The sequence below is a fragment of the Nocardia sp. genome, from assembly GCF_025465275.1.
Classification (GTDB): domain Bacteria; phylum Actinomycetota; class Actinomycetes; order Mycobacteriales; family Mycobacteriaceae; genus Nocardia.
This window is the reverse complement of the sequence record NZ_JAODNK010000153.1, coordinates 149,814-165,233: the sequence shown is the minus strand read 5'-3', so window position 1 is coordinate 165,233 and position 15,420 is coordinate 149,814. Positions and strand designations below refer to the sequence as shown.

Here is a 15,420-nt window from a genome sequence, read left to right as displayed (position 1 = left end):
GCATACGACCGTAGGATCGGCTCAATGGTTGCCGCTCTTCTCGCCGACTTGTTCGAATCCCATCGGGCGCACCTGCTCTCGGTGGCCTACCGGTTGACGGGCAGCGTCGCCGATGCCGAGGATGCGGTGCAGGAGAGCTGGTTACGGCTCGCGGTCGCCCGCCAGTACGAGATCGAAGACCTGCGCGCCTGGCTCACCACCGTCGTCTCCCGCATCTGCCTGGACCGTCTGCGCAGCGCCACCGCGCGGCGGGAGCAGTATGTGGGGCAATGGCTTCCGGAGCCCATCGTCACCAGTCCGCTGCCCTCGAGCATGCCGGATCCGCTGGCCGTGGTGGTCCGCAAACAGGATGCGCGCTTCGCCGCCCTGGTCGTGATGGATGCGCTCACCCCGCCGCAGCGGGTGGCCTTCGTCCTGCACGACGGTTTCACGGTGCCCTTCGACGAGATCGGCGACCTCCTCGGCGTCTCCACCGAGGCCGCCCGGGCGCTGGCGACGCGGGCGCGGAAAGCCTTGGCGCACACGCCGGAACCGGTCACCGACACCGAGCACATCGCGGCCGTGCAGCAGCTGCTGGAGGCGCTGTATCGCGGTGATGTGGACGGTGTGGTCGCCGCACTGCATCCGGACGTGCGCACCATCGGCGATGCGGGCGGGACCACCGCCACCGCGATGAATGTGGTTGCGGGAGTCGAGAAGAACGCCCGGCTGTGGCTGGGGCTGCGGACCAGGTACGGCTTCGACGAACCGGCGCAGGTGGGGGCGGGCGCGTTCGAGCCGGTGCTCGTCAACGGTCAATTGGGCCTGCTGGTGCACGAACGCGCCTCGTGGGACGGTCACCCGGGCACGCCGCAGCGGGTGTACGGCTTCACCGTCTCCGACGGGAAGGTCTGGGGCATTTACGATCTCGTCAATCCGGCCAAGCTGAAAGGCATCCGGCTGCCGCACTGAGGCGCCCGATACCCGCAACGGCGCGGACGCGAATATCGCGACCGCGCCGGCAACTACGCAGTGCGGATGGGCGGCATACCCCCGACTGGCCTGCCGCGCACCGGAAGTCGCTACTTGTTGGGAGGCACCAGCCCGGAACCGGAAGCGCCGCCGCAGGAGACGCCGCCGGACAGGCTCGCCGCCGATCCGGAGCCCATGCAATTGCCGATGCCGGATCCGGTGCCGGAGCCGCTGCCCCCCGAACCCGAGCCGGGCAGGCTGGAGCCGAGATCCAGGTTCGGAGTGGACGAACCGCCGGTGATGGTGTCGATGAGCTGAATCGTTGCGTGATGGAAGAGGTTGACGGTAGCCACCGGGTGGAGCAGAAGATCTATGTACGAGGCCATGTTTCGCCCTTTTCGAGAAGCCGCTGGTAAGCAGTGTGAGATAAAACACGGGCACCGTAGCCGCCTTTGGGACAATGCACAACGGGCCAGGTAGAAGCTTTGAAATGAAAGTGAAACATAGGCGTTCGCTATTGAATCGCAACCATTTCCGCAGGTGGACTATTCTCCGGAACATGCCCCACATTCCGACCGTCGCCCGACTGCGCCCCTATGCATCGACGATCTTCGCCGAGATGACCGAACTCGCCGTCCGCCACGGCGCCGTCAATCTCGGACAGGGCTTCCCGGACACCGATGGGCCGGCCGGGATGCTGGAGGTCGCGCAGCAGGCGATTGCCGACGGCTTCAACCAATACCCGCCCGGCCGTGGCGTTCCCGCGCTGCGGCAGGCCATCGCCGCCGACCGCGCCCACCGCTACGGCACCGAGTACGACCCCGATACCCAGGTGCTCGTCACGGTCGGCGCCACCGAGGCCATTGCCGCCACCATCCTCGGCCTCGTCGAGCCGGGTGACGAAGTGGTGCTCATCGAGCCCTACTACGACTCCTACGCGGCGGCCGTCGCGCTGGCCGGGGCTCAGCGGCGCACCGCCCGCCTCGTCCCCGACGGCGACGGTTTCGCCCTCGACCTGGACAGTCTGCGTGCGGCCATCACGCCCAGAACGCGTCTGCTGCTGCTGAATTCACCGCACAACCCCACCGGCACCGTGCTCTCCCGCGCCGATCTGGCCGCTATTGCCGAGATCGCCATCGAACACGATCTGCTCGTCATGTCCGACGAGGCCTATGAGCACCTCACCTTCGACGGCCACGAGCACATCAGCATCGCCACGCTGCCCGGCATGTTCGAGCGCACCATCGTGATCTCCAGCGCGGCAAAGACATTCAGTGTCACCGGCTGGAAGATCGGCTGGGCCTGCGCCCCCGCGCCGCTGCTCGACGCCGTGCTCGCCGCGAAGCAGTTCCTCACCTTCGTGGGCGGCGGTCCCTTCCAGCCCGCGATCGCGTACGCCCTGAACAATGAACAGCGGTGGATCTCGGCCCTGCGAGACACCCTCTCCGAGAAGCGCCTGCGCCTCTCCTCGGCCCTCGCCGAAGCGGGTTTCGGTGTGAAGCGCAGCGACGGCACCTATTTCGTCTGCGCCGACATCACCCCGCTGGGTGCGGCCGATGCCTACGACTTCTGCCGCGAACTCCCCGAACGCCTCGGCGTGGCCGCAGTCCCGGTCAGCGTCTTCGCCGACGACAAGTCGTCCTGGAACCGCCTGGTGCGCTTCACCTTCTGCAAGAAGGAAGAAACCATCGCCGAGGGCATCCGCCGCCTCCGAGCCGGCCGAACCGCGTCCGCGCACTGAGCGCGATGGCGGCCCTGGTCGCCACCGACCGCGCCCGGCCGCTGCCGGCCTGAGCGGCGTCAGGAACGCAGCGAGCCCGGGTAGAGGAACTCGTCGGCCGGGCGATCGGTGCGATCCAGCCAGGCGTCGAAGAAACCGGTCAGGCTCACCGGCGTGCGGGACTGCACGAACTGCCGGAACTCGGGCATGGAGGCATTGCCGTACCGATGCGATCCGACAAAATCGTGGATGGCCGGGAAGAACGCCGCATCCCCCAGGGTGCGGCGCAGTGCGTGCAGGAACAGCGGCCCGCGGTAGTAGACCGAGGTGAATTCGTTTCCGACGCCGGGGTTTTGCAGCGCTATCTCCCAGAACGTGGGATTGTCATGATATTTGGCGACGGTCTCGCGGTACTGCGCGTCGACATCCTTGCCATCTTTGCGTTCCGGCCACAGGTAGTCGGCGGTATAGCTGGCGAAGCATTCGTTCAGGCAGACGTCGGACCAGTGCTGCACCGACATGGAATCGCCCCACCACTGATGGGTGATCTCGTGCACCACGGTCCCCAGATCCGTCCAGGGGGCGTAGATGGGCCGCGATTGCGTCTCCAGCGAGAACTGCAGATCGGTATCCACGTAGATGCCGCCCGCCGTATCGAACGGGTACGGCCCGTACAGCTGCTCCTCGAAATCCAGGATCTCCGGCAGCCGCTGCTCGGTCCCCTTCGCCTGCAGCGCATCGGGTGCGAAGGCGCTCAGCAGCGGAGTCCCATCGGCGCGCCGCTGTTCCAGGAAGTCGAACCGGTCGATCGCGATGGTGGTCAGATAGCCGGCCACCGGCTGCCGCATCTCCCAATCCACGGTCCGATTCGCCCCCTGCACCACATCATCGGTCTTCAGCCCGTTCGACATCACCTCCCACTCGGCGGGCACTGTCGCATGCAGTGCGAAAGTCGCCTTGTTCAAAGGCGTGTCGTTGAGCGGGTACCAGCTGCTCGCCGAATGCGGTTCGCCCGCAACAAAAGCCCCGCCGCTGGGGGAGAAGACCCAGCCCTCGCCATCGGTGCCGGTGACCGCGCCCGCGTACTCCACCTGGACCGTGAAGGGCAGCCCGGGCAGTAGCGGCAGCGTGGGCGTCACCACGAGTTCGTGCTCGTCGGTGCGATCGAACCGGGCGGGCAGGCGATTGACCGTCACCTTGGACACCTGCGGCCCGCTGTAATCGAGGTCGAAGGCGCGCAGCACCTGCGTGGCCACCGCATCCACCAGGGTCGAGCCCGTCAGCTGATGCCCGGCCGGGTCGTATGCGATGGTGACGTCGTAGTGCTTGGCGTTGTATCCGCCATTGCCGTCCAGCGGGTAGTAGGGATCACCGGCACCCGGCGCCCCCGCGAACGGATCGCCCGGGTCGCCCTGCGCGGGAGCCGTATTCGCCATCGTCAGCAGCGCCGCACTCACCACCGTGTACCGCACCCACCTGAGCCTCATGCGCTGAGCCACCCCTTTCCGACGTCCACCCCGACCAGCAAAGATGCTAGTCGCCGCCGCCTTCAGCTACTGGTGCCTGACACGGCTACGGTGGCGCCCAGTCCGATGATCATCACCCCGCCCGCGGCGCCGAGGTTCTCCAGCCGCTTGGGGGAGCGCCCGAACCAATCCCGCGCGAATCCGGCGACCAGCGCCCAGGTGCTGTCGGACACCAGCGCGATGGCGACGAAGATGAGGCCCAGAATCAGGATCTGCAGCGGCACCCGACCGGCGGCGGGCGCCACGAACTGCGGCAGCACCGCGGAGAAGAAGATGATGGCCTTCGGATTGCTGATGCCCACCAGGAAGGCTTGGCGCAGCACTCGCACACCCTGTGCGGGCTCGGCCCGCGACTCCCAGGCCTCGCGCAGCGACCGCCGTTCCCGAATCGCCTGTACCCCCAGGTAGATCAGGTACACCGCGCCGGCCAGCTTCACGACGGTGAGCGCGATGGCCGAGGCCGCCACCACCGCCCCGAGCCCGGCCGCCACCAGCACCAGCATCAGCAGCACGCCGAGCGAATGCCCCAGTACCGAGAGGAATGCCGCCCGGCGCCCCGAACTCAGCGCGCGGCCTATGACGAAAAGCACGCCGGGCCCGGGGATTACGATGAGAACGGTCGCTGCGACGAAAAATGCCAGCAGGTTGGCGCCGGGGATCATCGATTCAGTCTACGCAGCGCCGCAAGGGATTTCGCTGGAAGTGGACCCGGGCAGACTATCGGCTAACCGCGTAGCTCGTCGGGAAGCTGCTGCGGATCCAGTAGCAGCCGTTTGGCATCCACATCCCGCACCTTGTCCGCCAGGTCCAGATTGTCGGTGAGCAACTCCCACTCGACCTCGCGAATCTCGCCGCGAGCCCGCTCGATGACATTGAGATCGCGGGTTCCCCAGGCGATCGGCATGGCGCTCACCGACTGCCACAGATCGCCCACCGACCCGGGTGCGCGGTCGATGCGCACGGTCACCGCGGGCACGCGCTCACCGACCCGGATGCGATGCCCGGGCAGCGCGCGCACGGTACGGGTCACCAGGGCGTAGCGCGGGCCGTCGGCATTCGGCTTCGCCAGATCCACCAGCGCCAGCAGCGTGGCCCCCGTGCCATTGGTCTCCGACACCACTGCGGGCACGAGTTCGCCTGCCGCGTAAAGCTTGTCGACGCGGGCGCGATGCGGCGTCCACAGGCCGATGAACAGGGAGGTGGCCGCCCCGAGGACAAAGGCCACCGCCAGCAGATACGACCACGGATGGTTCACCCAGACCAGGAAGGCGGTGCCCAGGCCCAGCACGATGGCCGCACCGATCCCGAGCACACGCAACCGCCGCAATGTGGCGACGACTTCGTTGACCGCCCGGGCATGCTCACGGTCCACCGCGAATTCGAAGCGTCGCACGTGCGTTCTCTCCCACCTACCGGAGCTTATTCCTCCAGTTATCCTAACGTCGGCCCCAGCAGGTCGTCTGCATCGGTGATGCGATAGGCATACCCCTGCTCCGCAAGGAAACGCTGCCGGTGCGCGGCGTATTCGGCGTCCAGCGTGTCACGCGCGACCACGGAATAGAAGTGAGCCTGGCCGCCATCCTGTTTCGGCCGCAGCAGCCGCCCGAGCCGCTGCGCCTCCTCCTGCCGGGAACCGAAGGTGCCCGAAACCTGGACGGCCACAGACGCTTCCGGTAGATCGATGGAGAAGTTGGCGACCTTGCTGACCACCAGCACCGGAATCTCCCCCTGCCGGAAGGCCTCGAACAGCGCCTCGCGCTCCTTGGTCCGGGTGGAGCCCTGGATGATCGGTGCGTTCAGGTGTTCGCCCAGCTCGTCCAGCTGATCCAGATACGCGCCGATGACCAGGGTGGGAGACCCCTGGTGCCGCGCCAGAATCGATTCCACCACCGGAATCTTGGTGCGCGCGGTGGAGCACAGCTTGTAGCGCTCCTCCGGTTCGGCGGTGGCGTACGCCATCCGTTCGGCATCGGTGAGCGTCACCCGGACCTCGACACAGTCGGCCGGAGCGATCCAGCCCTGCGCCTCTATGTCCTTCCACGGGGCGTCGTAGCGCTTGGGACCTATGAGCGAGAACACATCCCCCTCGCGCCCGTCCTCGCGCACCAGGGTGGCGGTGAGGCCGAGCCGGCGGCGCGATTGCAGATCCGCTGTCATGCGGAAGACCGGTGCGGGCAGCAGATGCACCTCGTCGTAGATGACCAGACCCCAGTCGCGGCTGTCGAACAGCTCCAGATGCCGGTATTCACCCTTCGTCTTGCGGGTGACCACCTGATACGTGGCAATGGTGACCGGCCGGATCTCCTTGCGCTCGCCCGAGTACTCGCCGATCTCCTCCTCGGTGAGCGAGGTGCGGGCCAGCAGTTCGCGCCGCCACTGCCGCCCGGCGACGGTATTGGTGACCAGAATCAAGGTGGTGGCCTTGGCTTTTGCCATGGCCGCCGCGCCGACCATGGTCTTGCCCGCGCCACACGGCAGCACCACCACGCCGGAGCCGCCGGCCCAGAACGAGTCGACGGCCATCTCCTGGTAGTCGCGCAGATGCCAGTGGCCGCCCTCGTAGTCCAGGTCGATGGCGTGGGCCTCGCCGTCCACATACCCGGCGAGGTCCTCCGCGGGCCAGCCGATCTTCAGCAGCATCTGCTTGATCCGCCCGCGCTCGGACGGATGCACCACCACGGTGTCGTCATCGACGCGCGCGCCGAGCATGGGTGCGATCTTCTTGTGCCGGAGTACCTCTTCGAGCACCGCCCGATCCAGGCTCACCAGGGTCAGGCCGTGCGCCGGATTCTTCACCAGCTGCAGCCGTCCGTACCGGCCCATGGTGTCGACAATGTCCACCAGCAGCGGTTGTGGCACGGCGTACCGGGAGTACTTGACCAGCGCGTCGACCACCTGCTCGGCGTCGTGACCGGCCGCGCGGGCGTTCCACAGCGCCAGCGGCGTAATGCGGTAGGTGTGCACATGCTCCGGTGCGCGCTCCAGCTCCGCGAACGGCGCGATGGACTGCCGGGCCGCGTTCGCGGCCTCGTGATCGACCTCGAGCAGCAGTGTCTTGTCGCTTTGAACGATGAGCGGTCCGTCGGTCACGGCACCTCCTGGCTTGGTGGGCCCGATCGGGCCGTTGTCCATTGTCCCTGATGGCACCGACAGCGCTGCGGCCGCCAATTCCGTGAAAACGGTCAAGCCCCGAGTTTCGGTGGCTACGATCACTCGAACTTGGGCAACTGTCCAATTAGTTCTCGTTATTCCGAAAGCTGAATAAGAGGTGCCGATGCGCAGGGGAGTACGGGGCAGACGGTGGACGGCGAGCCTGGCGGCCGCGGCGCTCGGGGGCGCACTGCTGGTCACCACTCCGAGCGCACAGGCCGAAGCGATCGATGCGATGCATACCGACGGCACCGCGTTCGTCGACGGGTCCGGGCGCGTCGTGGTGCTGCACGGAGTCAACAATGTGGACAAGGAACCGCCCTATATCGAACCGGGCGACGGCTTCACCCTCACCGCCGACGATGCGGCACTGCTTGCGGGACACGGCTTTAATACCGTTCGCCTCGGTGTGTCCTTCGACGGGCTCATGCCCACGAAGGGCGTGGTCGACACCGCCTACCTCGACCGCATCGCGAATGTCGTGGATACCTTGGCGCAGTATGGGATTCACACCCTGCTCGACAATCACCAGGACGGGCTCTCGAAGATCTGGGGCGGCAACGGATTTCCCGAATGGGCGCTGAAATCACGGCCCGGACCGCTCGAACCCAACCTCGGATTCCCGCTCTACTACCTCGAACCCAGCATGAACCAGGGCTGGGATGAGGTGTGGAACAACAGCAATGGCGTTCTCGACTACCTGGGCGAGGCACTCGGCGCGCTGGCCGCACGGGTGAACGGCCACGCCGGCGTGCTCGGCTTCGAGCTACTGAACGAACCGTGGCCCGGCTCTGCCTTCCTGTCCTGCTATCCCGACGGCTGCCCGGGCTTCGACGTGAAATACCAAGCGGCCATGCAGAAGCTGACCGATGCGGTGCGGGCGCGCAATACCGGGACCATGGTGTTCTGGGAGCCGAATGTGACCTGGAACGAGACCATGCCGACAAATCTCGGCAGGAATCCGCCGATCACCGCGCCCGATATCGCCTTCGCGCCGCACGATTACTGCATCCCCAGTCAGCTCGCCATCTATCTGAACCTGCCGGCTTTCCTGCGTGGGCTGTGCCCGCCGCAGCAGGACAAGACCTGGGGCAATATCGACTCCTTCACCGCGCGTACGCATTTGCCCGCGCTGGTCACCGAATTCGGCGACGGGGACCCGGCGGTGCTGAGCAATACCGTGACTCGGACCGATGAGCGGTTCATCAGCTGGCAGTACTGGCATTACGCCTCGACTTTCGGCGCGGGCGGTCCCCGGCCCGATCCCTTCCTCGGCGCTATCGGACAGCAGTTGGTGCGCACCTACCCGCAGGCCACCGCGGGGACGCCCGGGCGGATGATCTTCGATCCGGCCACCGGCGATTTCGCCTACCGGTACACCCCGCGTCCCGGGCCGAAGCCGACCGAGATCTATGTCTCCGATGTGCATTACCCGGGGGGATATCAGGCCCGGGTGGACGGTGGCACCATTACGTCACCGGCGGGTGCCCGCGTGGTAACCGTGGCGGCGAATTCCTCGTTGCCGGTCACCGTCTTTATCAATCGGCCCGGCTCGAAGGGTGCGACCGTGCCTACCGGTCCGATCGGCACCGGGTCGGGGACGGGGTCCGGCGGATCCGGATCCGTGGGATGACGCCGCGATTTATCCACCGGAGTGTGTAACGATCCAGGGGTGTCTTACGACACAGGACGAGGCGCGAGCACCTGGACGTGCGCCCAAATTGAGAGGGAATCATGGCTTTCTACGGAATCGGGCTGTTCACCAGTCTCCTCCCGAGCATTCTCAACTACTCGCTGCTGGCCATGCGCGGCCTGCATATGTACTGATACTCACTTACCTCTTGAAAGCCCGCTGCGCTGATGCGGCCGCTGCGGGCCCAAAGGTATCCTCACCGCGTTCACGGCAGCCGTGAACTGTTCGGTGAGAAAGGTTTTCACAGGTGAAGTTCACAGGGACGAGGCCGCTCCTGCGCCTCGTACTGGCCCTCATGGCCCTGGCCGTGGCCGCACTGGCCGTGACCGGGTGTTCGATGATCAAGGACGCCAGCAAGTCCGATACCGCCAAGTCCAAGGTCGGCGACTGTATCAACGTGATCTCGGGGTCGATGATCGACTCCAAGACCGAGCCGGTCGATTGCTCCTCCGATAAAGCGGTCTACAGGGTCGCGCAGGTCTACGACAAGAAGACCGACTGCAAAGACGAGCAGACCTCCTACGAGGAGACCGCGAACGGCGGCACCACCGCCTTCCTGTGCCTGACGCCCAACTTCAAAGAGGGCGCCTGCTACAACGAAAGCTCCACCACCGGATACAAAGCCGTGGACTGCACCGCGCCCGAAGCCTCTTTCAAGGTGACCAAGCGCATCGACGGTCAGGCCGATGAATTCCAGTGCGATGCCACCACCTCGATCGGATTCCGGACCGTTTCGGACCCGAAGACCACGTTCTGCCTGGGAAATCCCAAGGGTTAAAACAACTCTCGAATCCCGGCAGTTCGCTAGTCGACCAGTGCGACCGACGCGATCCGGTGCAGCGTGAAGTGCCGGATCGCGCCGGTGACCGGATCCAGCGCGTCCAGCTGACCGCCGCCGACCTTCAGGGGTTCGACCACCCGCTGCGAGGCCACCCCGGAGGCGTCCACATAGCCGATATGCACCGGACGCCTGGTGCGCGCGGCCAATTGCAGCAGATTGATGGTGGCGGTAGTAGTGGTCCGGCTGCCGTCGGAGCGGACCATCTGACTGGAACGGGTATGCGCGGCACGCTCGCCCGCCCGCAGTTCCGAGACCAGGGCCTGAAGTTGTTCGGGGCTGGGCGGATTCGGCCGCCAATTGGGTTTGTGATTTGTGCGGGACGGAATACGGGCGCCGCGCGGCCGCAGATCCACGATCGTGCCCGACGAATCCTCGCCCGCCGGACTGAAACCCGCGGCCCGCAGCTTCTCCAGCACCTCAGCCAGCGGGGCCTGTGAGATCGCGACCGTCGGCGCCACCGCCCGCAGCGCCAGCAGACCGGAGACCGGTGCGGCCAGCACCTCCGCCAGTAATGCCGGATCCTCGCTGCGCACAAAGGATTGCGCCATCCCCGCGCGTAACCGGCCGTGGCGCCGGGCCACATCGTCGATGAGATAGGTCAGCGACTGCGGCACCGGGGTGCGGGAGTGTGCGGTGAACAGATTGTGCAGTTCCGCGGCCGTCGCACCCGCGTCCAGGGCGCGGCGCACCGAGGTCTCGCTGAGGCGGTACACCGTTGCGGCGCCGGCCGATTCGACATCGGCGACCAGTGACACGCGATCCTGTAGCTCGGGCGTGAGCGGTCCGGGCGCGATGACTGTCAGATCCGCCTGCACCAGTACGTGATCGACCGGTTCCGGCAGTGCATTCGCCATCTCCGATTCGGCGTCCTCCGGGCGGCCGTGCAGCAGCGCCCGGCCCGCGGACGTCACCGCGCCACGCGCCACCAAACCCAGCGTCTCCGCCTCGGAGAGCGTGCGTTCCACCGATTCCAGCCGGTAGTGCCGCCGCCAGCGCGGCTGCCGCCAGGCCAGGGCGCGGCCCAGATCCGGGGCGGTCACCGCATTGCCTGCCGGATACTCGGCCAGCAGGCCCAGGATCGCGCGGCGGTCGCGAATGGCGTGCACATTGCGCAGCTCCGCCGAAAGTGCCGCCAGCGGTTTGTCATTGGCGTCCCGCAGGCCGATCATCCACGGGAAGCGGTCCAGATCCAGCCAGGCCTGCGCCAGCACCACCCAGCGGCGTGACGGGACCACGGCCAGCCAGGCGTCGGCGGTGGTGGTGGGCGCCCAGAAGTCCTCGGTGCCGTCGTCGGCGAGCGGTTCGGGGGAGCCCTTGTCCAGCAGCCGGGCCGCCGCGAGCACCTCCGCGATCAGGCCGATCCGGGCCTCGTCGATACCGGTCTGTTTGACCACCCGCCGGATCTCACGCACACCCAGCCCGCCCGAGCGCAGTGCGGGCGCCGGCGCCTGACCGAGGACATCGAGCACGGAAGCGCTGTGCCGCAGCAGTTCTCCCACCTCGCCGGCCGCCGCGGCATTCACATCGGTGGTGCCCTGCTTGCGCAGCGCGGGCTGCGGGGCGGTCAATACGTGCGGATCGGTGACCGGCTCGTCGCGCAGCAGCTGGCCGACGGAGATCGGCAGATCCACCGTCTCCTCGTCGATCCAATTCAGCAGCCGCAGCGCCAGCAGCCGCTGCACCGGGCGATCCTCGGGCGTGCCGGGCGCCGCATCGCGGGTGCGGCCGCGCGGGCCGGTGGCGGCCAGCTTATCCAGCAGGCCCCGCTCCTGCGGCGAGAGCCCGATGAGGGCGGCGGTGATCTCGGGTTCGGTGAGCGCGTCGGGCAGCTCGGTGGCGCTGCCCAGCGGCCACGGCAGCGCCTCCTGCGCGGAGGGTGTCAGATGCAGGCCCGCGTCCGAACCCCAGACGAGGGCGCGGCCGCGTAGTCGAGCCACCGACGCGTCGAGGGCGGCGACGGTGACACGTTCGCCGAGCAAGGTGCGGAGTGTGGCGCGCGGCAAGGGATTCGGGCTGCGCTGATCGGCAGCGCCCTGCAGTACGAGCGTTTCGATGACCGCGAAGTCGAGCGTGTCCAATTCGTCGGTGGCCCGCAGTACCGAGGCCCGCTGCTCGGTCCGGGCCGCCAGCACCGCCATCGAAGCGGGCAGTGGCACAGCCAGATCCGGCCGCAGCTGCAGCAGCGCGACGAGTTCGTCGTCGGTGTGCGCGGCCAGCCATTCGGCGAGCGTCGCCGGGGGAGCGGCCTTGACGGCCCGGCTCTTGCGCGGTTTCACCGCGGTGTCGTCGCGCGGCTTTGCCGCGGCGCCGTTGGGCTCGGCCTTGGACGCCTTTGCGGCAGCACCGTTCTCGGCGGGGTTAGCGGTATCGGTCACTTCACCCGATCCAGGCGGACGACGGCGGCGCGAGCGCGGCGCGCAAGGCCGCGGGCACGGCGAGAGGGCGGTGTGAGGCGCGGACGAGCAGCCGCCGCCGCGACCTTAGTCGCGTGCGCGGCGGCCGCCGGAAAGCGAGCCGCGCCGTTCACCGCATGGTTATCGGTTGAGAGGCGGATCAGCGGTTGATGACCGTGTGCGGGTGCACGTAGGGCAGCTGATCGGCGGGAAGCGGGAACTCGGTCTCGTCGCCGTATGGCGAGAGGCCGCCAGAGCGAGTCGAAGAGAGTTCGGTGACCGCGTGATCGCCATTGGCCGTATCCGGCCAGCCATTGTCGACGTAGGGTTTCTTCGATTTGTTCACCACGCGCCCATTCTGGCATGAGCGCTGTGTTTAATTTGCGTCGGCTCCGCCGCCGCGGGTTCGCGGCCCTGGAGTCTCGTTCTTCCCTCCGCTTCGCTCCTCCGCTCCACTCAGTCCAGAACGAGACGGGCCGCGAACCATGCAGGCTCGTCATCTCTGGGCGCTGCCATACATGGCTGGGAAATAACGACAAACGCCCCGCATCGACACTGATGCGGGGCGTATGTGCGCGAACGGGGTAGCAGCTCAGTTGGGGAGCAGACCCTTGTTCGCCTGGAAGAAGTTCACGATCGACGGATCGAGCTGAGTGTTGTTGGCCTTGCTCACATTCAGGAAATCGAGCACCGGCTGCGGGACCTGGATGCCCTGCTGCTCGACAACCTGCACGGCGCGATCGACAGCCTGGTAGACCTGCTGGCTGCCGTCTGCGGCCTGCTGTGCGGGGGCCTGGCCGGGGTTCCAGCGCGGCGCGTCCTGCGAGGCGACGGCGGGGCGGTCGCTGGCCTGGCTGTGGAGGCCGAGGCTCGAGGAGCAGGAGGGCCATGCGCCCCAGCCCTGCGTGGCGAGCACCTTCTCGGCGACGGTGATCTGCTGCTCGCGGCTGGCCTGGTTGGCGCTGGGGGCGTATTCGCCGCCGCCGTGCGCATTCCAGGTGCTCGGCGAGAACTGCAGTCCGCCTTGGAAACCGTTGCCGGTGTTGATGCCCCAGTTACCGCCGGCTTCGCACTGAGCCAGCTTGTCCCAGTCGGAGTCGGGTGCCGCGCTGGCGTTACCGGCCAGGGCCACACCGGCTCCACCGAGGGCGATGCCCGTCAGGGCAACCTTGGCGACCGTGCGACCGGTGTTGCTCGGCTTGCGATGGCGTCCACTCATGTTCGGGTTTTCCTCTCGTACGCACTTGCGGGACCGACTACCGGCGACGAACTGAGAGGTCGTCCGTTCCGGCGCGCTAGTGCGCGCTGTCCTCGCCCTCACCCCTGATTCCAGTTGGGGGTCCGTGCCCGCGGGGTGAGGTTTTGTGCGGCGGGCCGGTGGCGCCGGGCTGACCCGACTGGAAGGGAACACTACGACGATCGCCGTGAAAAGTCTCCATTTGGTAACCGCCGTGTCTGTCCGGGTCACTATCCGGCGCAAGGGGTTCCGCATATCGTCTGCGCAGGTGGTCGCGGCGAGTCTCACTTTGTAGCGGTCCGTTGCAAGCCTGTGACCGTTCCGTTATGTGACGAGGATCACACGCATAGTTGGGTAACGAACGGGGCAATCGGTCGTGTCGCGGCAGCCCTGACGCGCGCCGGTGCGTACCCGTGCCGCGTCGGTGCCGCGTTGGGTGGCGTCAGCGCGCGCGGCGGCCGGACCACAGGGCGAACACGATCGCCAGTAGGAAACCGAGGGGCGCTGCCATGGCGAGTACATACAGCCACAGTCCCGGCTTGGAATCGGACAGCAGGCCGACGCCGAAGATTGCCACGATGGCTAGCAATCCCACCGCGAACAAAGCCATGGCGAAATACAGCAGCCAGCTTCCGGACCTGCGCGGAGCCTGCTTCGAGGAAGTGTCGGACACTTGAAGACCGTAAAACTGAGGTGCTCGGGCTATTCACACCGGGGTAGACTCGAAGACCATCGCGTCCTGCCACAGCTGTGGGGCGCGTTCTTTCGCAAATCCGACAGGTTGCGGACGATCGGTCCGTCGATCAAGACTGTGCCCGGCGTGCCCGGGCATCGAATAACGAACAGGTGAGCGCAGTGCCGACCGGCAAGGTGAAGTGGTACGACGTCGAAAAGGGCTTCGGTTTCCTTTCCCAGGATGAGGGTGAGGATGTCTATGTTCGATCGTCGGCGCTGCCCGAGGGCGTCGAAGTGCTCAAGCCCGGGCAGCGGGTCGAATTCGGGATGGCGGCGGGTCGTCGCGGTCCCCAGGCGCTGAGCCTCAAGCTGCTCGAAACCCCCACTGTCCGTGCGCCCGAGCGTGAGCGCGGCGAGCGTCGCGGACGCGGTGACGCCCCGATCAACCGCAAGACCACCGACGAGCTGCACGGCCTCATCGAGGACATGATCACGCTCCTCGACACCAAGGTGCAGCCCGATCTGCGGGTGGGCCGGTATCCGGACCGCAAGCTCGCCCAGCGCATCGCCGAGGTGGTGCGCGGCGTGGCGCGGGAGCTCGACCACTAGGCCGAAGACCGAAAAGCCAACGGGCCCCGATGAGCTGATGCTCATCGGGGCCCGCTGTATTTCAGAAGTGTGTGGGCCGCACCGGTTTTCAGGCGGCCGTGTGGATGGCCCAGCGTGCCGAGGTGACGTAGCCCTCCTGGCCGTTCTCGTCCCGGGCCGGAATGGGCAGCTGCAGTTCGATACCCGTCAATTGCAGATGCGGGTCCGTCGGTGTCGGCACGGTGATGGCGCGGGCATCCTGCGGGAAATCGCGGTGCGTGGCCAGCCGCTGGGCGCCCTGTCCGTCGGGCAGCTGATACACCAGCACCATCTGCCACGGCGCGTCCGCGATCTCCTTGGGCAGCGACAGTTGCAGCGGATAGCCGGCGGGGACGGTCAGTTCGGCAATGTGCTGGCTGTCATCGCAATTGCGCAGATCGAGCTTGTTGTCCTCGATATGGACGTCGCAGTACAGGTACGGCGTCACGCTCACCGACTTACCGTGCGCATACGCGGTGATCTGCGGCTGCGGCTTGTCCGCATGGCGCGCCAGCACCACGATGACGGCCACGTAGGCCACGGCCACCACGAGCAGGGCCGCTGCCGCGAGAGCGACGATCGTGCGGGTGTTGGGTTTGCTCACCGT

General features: G+C 67.0%; 15 protein-coding genes. 5 read left to right on the top strand and 10 right to left on the bottom strand.

What is annotated here, in order from left to right:
* Positions 1-24 precede the first annotated feature (24 nt).
* Positions 25-951 carry an RNA polymerase sigma factor SigJ gene (gene sigJ, locus JWN03_RS33060; protein ID WP_297623191.1) on the top strand — a complete coding sequence of 309 codons (927 nt, stop codon included), beginning with the start codon at positions 25-27 and terminating at the stop codon, positions 949-951.
* Between the two features lie 110 nt (positions 952-1,061).
* On the opposite strand, the gene JWN03_RS33055 is transcribed toward sigJ, so the two are convergent.
* Positions 1,062-1,304 (bottom strand): hypothetical protein, encoded by a 243-nt coding sequence (locus JWN03_RS33055; RefSeq protein WP_297623188.1) that lies wholly within the window; start codon positions 1,302-1,304, stop codon positions 1,062-1,064.
* A 206-nt stretch (positions 1,305-1,510) separates the two neighbouring features.
* On the opposite strand from JWN03_RS33055, the gene JWN03_RS33050 reads away from it, so the two are divergent.
* Positions 1,511-2,692 carry a pyridoxal phosphate-dependent aminotransferase gene (locus tag JWN03_RS33050; protein ID WP_297623186.1) on the top strand — a complete coding sequence of 394 codons (1,182 nt, stop codon included), beginning with the start codon at positions 1,511-1,513 and terminating at the stop codon, positions 2,690-2,692.
* 59 nt (positions 2,693-2,751) lie between these two features.
* Here JWN03_RS33050 and JWN03_RS33045 read toward each other — a convergent pair whose 3' ends face one another.
* From JWN03_RS33045 to JWN03_RS33030, 4 genes are all read right to left on the bottom strand, one after another.
* Positions 2,752-4,158 (bottom strand): M1 family metallopeptidase, encoded by a 1,407-nt coding sequence (locus JWN03_RS33045; protein WP_297623184.1) that lies wholly within the window; start codon positions 4,156-4,158, stop codon positions 2,752-2,754.
* A 62-nt stretch (positions 4,159-4,220) separates the two neighbouring features.
* On the bottom strand, positions 4,221-4,859 hold the full coding sequence (locus tag JWN03_RS33040; RefSeq protein ID WP_297623182.1) for a LysE family translocator: 639 nt from the start codon (positions 4,857-4,859) through the stop codon (positions 4,221-4,223).
* 62 nt (positions 4,860-4,921) lie between these two features.
* Positions 4,922-5,590 carry a DUF3239 domain-containing protein gene (locus JWN03_RS33035; protein ID WP_297623180.1) on the bottom strand — a complete coding sequence of 223 codons (669 nt, stop codon included), beginning with the start codon at positions 5,588-5,590 and terminating at the stop codon, positions 4,922-4,924.
* Positions 5,591-5,628: 38 nt separating this feature from the next.
* Positions 5,629-7,287: a DNA repair helicase XPB gene (locus JWN03_RS33030; protein WP_297623177.1), complete on the bottom strand. Its 1,659-nt coding sequence runs from the start codon at positions 7,285-7,287 to the stop codon at positions 5,629-5,631.
* 184 nt (positions 7,288-7,471) lie between these two features.
* Here JWN03_RS33030 and JWN03_RS33025 point away from each other — a divergent pair, with 184 nt between their 5' ends.
* Positions 7,472-8,980, top strand: coding sequence for an endoglycoceramidase I (locus JWN03_RS33025; protein ID WP_297623175.1), 1,509 nt, complete (start codon positions 7,472-7,474; stop codon positions 8,978-8,980).
* Positions 8,981-9,287: 307 nt separating this feature from the next.
* Positions 9,288-9,818, top strand: coding sequence for an LppU/SCO3897 family protein (locus JWN03_RS33020; RefSeq protein ID WP_297623173.1), 531 nt, complete (start codon positions 9,288-9,290; stop codon positions 9,816-9,818).
* A 26-nt stretch (positions 9,819-9,844) separates the two neighbouring features.
* On the opposite strand, the gene JWN03_RS33015 is transcribed toward JWN03_RS33020, so the two are convergent.
* From JWN03_RS33015 to JWN03_RS33000, 4 genes are all read right to left on the bottom strand, one after another.
* The gene (locus JWN03_RS33015; protein ID WP_297623410.1) at positions 9,845-12,157 is read right to left on the bottom strand and encodes a helicase-associated domain-containing protein; all 2,313 of its coding nucleotides are present in this window, start codon (positions 12,155-12,157) and stop codon (positions 9,845-9,847) included.
* A gap of 277 nt (positions 12,158-12,434) precedes the next feature.
* On the bottom strand, positions 12,435-12,623 hold the full coding sequence (locus tag JWN03_RS33010) for a hypothetical protein (RefSeq protein WP_297623171.1): 189 nt from the start codon (positions 12,621-12,623) through the stop codon (positions 12,435-12,437).
* Between the two features lie 243 nt (positions 12,624-12,866).
* Entirely contained in the window at positions 12,867-13,493 is a 627-nt protein-coding gene (locus tag JWN03_RS33005; RefSeq protein ID WP_297623169.1) for a resuscitation-promoting factor Rpf1 domain-containing protein, read from the bottom strand.
* A 460-nt stretch (positions 13,494-13,953) separates the two neighbouring features.
* Positions 13,954-14,184, bottom strand: a complete 231-nt coding sequence (locus tag JWN03_RS33000; protein WP_297623437.1) for a hypothetical protein — start codon at positions 14,182-14,184, stop codon at positions 13,954-13,956.
* Positions 14,185-14,366: 182 nt separating this feature from the next.
* Here JWN03_RS33000 and JWN03_RS32995 point away from each other — a divergent pair, with 182 nt between their 5' ends.
* Positions 14,367-14,795, top strand: coding sequence for a cold-shock protein (locus tag JWN03_RS32995; RefSeq protein WP_297623408.1), 429 nt, complete (start codon positions 14,367-14,369; stop codon positions 14,793-14,795).
* 88 nt (positions 14,796-14,883) lie between these two features.
* Here JWN03_RS32995 and JWN03_RS32990 read toward each other — a convergent pair whose 3' ends face one another.
* A complete protein-coding gene (locus JWN03_RS32990) occupies positions 14,884-15,417 on the bottom strand; it encodes a DUF2771 domain-containing protein (RefSeq protein WP_297623167.1) in 534 nt (177 codons plus the stop codon).
* Between the last annotated feature and the right edge of the window lie 3 nt (positions 15,418-15,420).